General features: G+C 50.0%; 3 protein-coding genes. All 3 read right to left on the bottom strand.

Annotated features, from left to right (window positions below):
• Positions 1-82: 82 nt before the first annotated feature.
• Entirely contained in the window at positions 83-1861 is a 1779-nt protein-coding gene (locus FH755_RS12330; protein WP_292441420.1) for a methanol/ethanol family PQQ-dependent dehydrogenase, read from the bottom strand.
• 198 nt (positions 1862-2059) lie between these two features.
• Positions 2060-2701: a response regulator transcription factor gene (locus FH755_RS12325; RefSeq protein ID WP_292441419.1), complete on the bottom strand. Its 642-nt coding sequence runs from the start codon at positions 2699-2701 to the stop codon at positions 2060-2062.
• Positions 2702-4018 carry an ATP-binding protein gene (locus FH755_RS12320; protein WP_292441418.1) on the bottom strand — a complete coding sequence of 439 codons (1317 nt, stop codon included), beginning with the start codon at positions 4016-4018 and terminating at the stop codon, positions 2702-2704. It lies immediately after the preceding gene.
• Between the last annotated feature and the right edge of the window lie 370 nt (positions 4019-4388).

Genomic DNA, 4388 nt, shown 5'->3' with positions numbered 1-4388 from the left:
AAAAAAAGACCCGACATCTTGCGATGCCGGGCCTTTTATCAGACTGGTTCGATTAATTGCTTAATCGAATTGGGTCTTGGTCTTACAGGCTGAATACGCTCAGAACACCACCCAGGTTAGTCCAGCTAGACAGTGACTTGTATGCACCGACTGCGCCCAGACCATCTGTGTCGTTTTCCAGGCTTGGGATAGCCATACCGATACCAGCCCAACCACCTACACCAGACAGGATAGAGATGTACTGCTTACCCTGGTGCTTGTAAGTGTTGACGTTACCGATGATGCCGGATGGGGTCTTGAAGCGGAACAGCTCGCGACCGGTTTGGGCATCAACTGCTTTCAGGTAACCTTCCAGCGTACCGTAGAACACAACATCAGAGGCAGTTGCCAGGGCACCTGACCAGACTGAAAAGCGTTCCGGGTTTGACCAGACGATTTTACCTTCACGCGCATCCCAGGCAATGAAGTTACCCAGGTGAGTACCACCTGGTGCCGGGTACATGCTTAAGGTCGCACCAACGTAAGGCTGACCGGCAACATACTCAACTTCGAATGGCTCGTAGTCCATGCACACGTGGTTGGTCGGTACATAGTACAGGCCGGTACGTGGTGAGTAAGCCGCTGGCTGTTGGTCTTTTGAACCCAAAGCCGCAGGGCAGATACCAGTGGTGTTAACGTCTTCACCGTTACGTGCAGTCGAGTATTTCGCTACACGATCATGACGACCGGTTTTCAGGTTAACGCCGTTTGACCAGTTAACCGCTGGATCATACTTCTCAGCAACCAGCAGTTCACCGGTTTCACGATCCATGGTGTAACCGAAACCGTTACGGTCGAAGTGAACCGCAGTCTTGTGCATTTTGCCTTTGACTTTTTGTTCAGCCAGGATGACTTCGTTCACACCGTCGTAGTCCCACTCATCGTATGGGGTCATCTGGTAAACCCATTTCGCCATACCGGTGTCCAGATCACGACCCCACAGAGACATAGTCCACTTATTGTCACCAGGACGCTGAACCGGGTTCCAGGTAGACGGGTTACCGTTACCATAGTAGAACATGTTCAGGTCAGGATCGTAAGAGTACCAGCCCCAGGTTGTACCACCACCGATTTTCCATTGGTCGCCCTGCCAGGTTTTCAAAGAAGAATCTTTGCCAACCGGTTTCAGCATGGAAGTGGTTTTTTCCGGATCAACCAGCATTTCTTCGTCTGGACCGGTGCTGTAGGCTTTGTACTGAACGTTACCGTCCAGGTCATAAGCCTGAACGTAACCACGTACACCGAACTCACCACCTGAAATACCGACGATAACTTTATCTTTAAACACGTGCGCCGCAGCTGTGCTGGTCGCACCACGTTTTGGATCGTCACGTTTGTCAGACCAGACAACGCTGCCGTCAGCAGCATTCAGGGCAACCAGCGTAGTGTCAGCCTGGTTCAGGAAGATTTTGCCGTCGCCGTAAGACAGACCACGGTTAACGGTGTCACAGCACATGACCGGCACAGTTTCGTCGTAGTTTTGCTTAGGCTCGTATTTCCACTTGATCGCACCGTCGTTGTTCAGATCCAGCGCGTAAACGATGTTCGGGAACGGGGTGTGAACATACATGGTGCCGTCGATAACCAGCGCGTTACCTTCGTGACCACGCAGAACACCAGTGGAGAAAGACCAGGCCATGTTCAGGTTTTTGACATTGTCTTTATTGATTTGTGTCAGTTCTGAATAACGCTGGTTAGCATAGTTACCAGCTGGCATAACCCAGTTGTTTTCGTTTTGTTGCATAGTCAGCAATTCGTCAGCTTGCGCCGCGCCTGCGACTGCAAGTGACATCATTGCCAGAGATAATGTTTTCAGCTTCATTAGAGTAACCTCTATTTTGGTTTGTTATTAGCATGGTGAGATGCCAGAGCGTTTTCACCACAGTGGAGACTCTATTCCGCTTTTACCCTCTTTTCATTAGGCCAAGTTCATTGGTATCTTGGGAATATTTCCCAAAGCCCCACGGAAAAGCCTGATAGAACAGCGTGCATTAAGAATCAAAAAAATGAGAAAAAAGTCTCAATGACTGCTGATCACGCCGTATTTGATCGCCAGTCTGACCATTTCTGCCGACGTGGAAAAACCCAGCTTGTTTTTGAGAATGGTCTGGTAATTCGCGACAGTCTTGGATTCCAGATTTAATTGCTTGGCCACACTGGACAGGCTCAGGCCCTCTGCCAACAACCGGAAAACCTCGAATTCGCGTGCTGTCAGACGCTGGGTGGGGTCTTCATTTCCGGAGACACTTTGCAGGGCAATCTTTTGTGCCATTTCGGCGCTCAGATAACTTTTGCCGCTCATTACCTGGCGGATAGCAATAATAATATCCCGGCTATTACCCGACTTTGCCACATACCCCATCGCACCGGCACTCATAGCCTGCATCGCCAACGTCACATTTTCATGCATTGAAAACATGATGACTCTGGCATCACCATAGCGACCGCAGATACGTCGAACTGCTTCCAGCCCACCAATTCCCGGCATGGTCATATCAATAATCAGCACATCAGGGACCAACTCACTGAACTGCTGGTAAGCCTGTTCGCCACTGCCGACTTCATGAACCACCTGCATGTCGTCATATTCACTGAGCATGTTGGCGAGACCGGAACGAACGACCTCATGATCATCGGCCAGAAGAATTCTGATTTTGGACATTTATTGTTTCCACCCTACAGGTAAAGCTGCCAGAACCTGCATTCCCTGCATTGGCTGACTGATAATTGTGAGTTCTCCCGATAGCGCTTTCACCCGCTGCTTCATTCCCGGTAAGCCGAAACCGCTCTGCTTGGCATCAAGATCACAGCCCTTGCCATTGTCCGCGACTGCAATCCGGACCATATCGGCTTCTCTTCGTAGCGAGATCTCAACACTGACCTGCTTGCCAGCATGACGACTGATATTGGTAAGACACTCCTGGATAAGCCGGTAGACAATAAGCTGTGATTGTGACTCCAGAAGCCGGGGATGACAATGCATACTGAAGCTAAGCTGATGCTGTGTATGGCGGCGTTGCCAGTCATTAATCAAGTTATCCAGACAATATCGCAGCCCGTGCGCCGCCAAATCAGGCGGGTTAAGCTGTTCCAGATTCGAGCGCACAATCTCTGTCATCCGTTCGCTGTGTGTTTTCAATGCGGTCAGCGATGATTTGATGTGAGTCTGTTCCTGCCGGGACAACCTGTCGATCTCCATTCTCACTGCGGTAAGATGCTGCCCCAGTTCATCGTGCAATTCGGCGGCCAGCCGTTTTCGCTCAGCCTCCTGGGCTGTGATCACCTGCCGTTTTTGCTGAGCAAAATGTGTATTTAACGCCCCCACCGCCGTGATCAACTTAATCGGCAACCGTCGCGGATTGACCAGTGATCGCAAGACGAAGTGTCGGCCCTTCGGCGAGTGAGCTGATTGAGCCGGCAGCAGGGGCTCAATAGCATCCAGCAAATAGGAAAAAAATCGCAATAGCAACAGACTGGACAATACAAACAATAAAAACCAGGGGAGCAAAATTTCTATCGCCTGAGTCGTCACCTCACCCAGTTCATGCACCAGATTGTTGGTAATAATCAAATCGCCCACATGCTGCCCGGCAATGGTCACCGGATAGATGACCGACATCAAACCGAGATGCTTATCAATCAGCCAGCCTAACAGGCTTGACCACCATGCTCGCTGGTGCGATTGGGGGTGGTTCGAGTCGAGTATGCTGCCATCATCACCGACAAAAGTAATATCCAGTTTTTCCAGCGCTCTGAGATTATGAAGTGCAAATGCGTGCTGGTACTCAAAATCGGCCTGGTCAGCAATAGCGGTTTCTAGATGCCGAAGCTTTTCCTGGAGGATTTGTTCTACCAGTTGTGCTTCCCGGCGTGTCTCCGAATGCGTGTCACCATATATCCGGCCCAGCATCATCATCTCTGCCAGAAACACGGCGAACAGTAGTGCGGTAATGGTTTTAAAACTGAACAATTGGGACATTATGATCTGATACTTCTTTGTACTCTTTTATGTTGATGCCGAACACATCCGCCCTCCCCTTATCGTTTTTTTGTCCAGAGCAGCCTCTGGCAGGATGGCATTAACTTTATAGTGATAGTAACGACCCGTCTTGATTCCGTCCGCGTATCAACATAGCCGGTCAAAATCGAATTATTATACTTTGGCACCGACGGATCTGTCAGTTCTGAGTCAACCGGGCTGCGGCAATATCAATCATCAGACAAAAAAAGACCCGACATCTTGCGATGCCGGGCCTTTTATCAGACTGGTTCGATTAATTGCTTAATCGAATTGGGTCTTGGTCTTACAGGCTGAATACGCTCAGAACACCACCCAGGTTAGTCCAGCT

Origin of the sequence: Methylophaga sp., assembly GCF_009711715.1 — a bacterium.
In the GTDB taxonomy this organism is placed as follows: domain Bacteria; phylum Pseudomonadota; class Gammaproteobacteria; order Nitrosococcales; family Methylophagaceae; genus Methylophaga.
This window is presented reverse-complemented; position numbering and strand designations above follow the sequence as displayed.

Excerpts from the sequence above, each read along its gene's own strand:
- FH755_RS12325 (WP_292441419.1), bottom strand. The coding sequence starts at position 2,701 with ATGTCCAAAATCAGAATTCTTCTGGCCGATGATCATGAGGTCGTTCGT.
- FH755_RS12330 (WP_292441420.1), bottom strand. The coding sequence starts at position 1,861 with ATGAAGCTGAAAACATTATCTCTGGCAATGATGTCACTTGCAGTCGCA.
- FH755_RS12320 (WP_292441418.1), bottom strand. The coding sequence starts at position 4,018 with ATGTCCCAATTGTTCAGTTTTAAAACCATTACCGCACTACTGTTCGCC.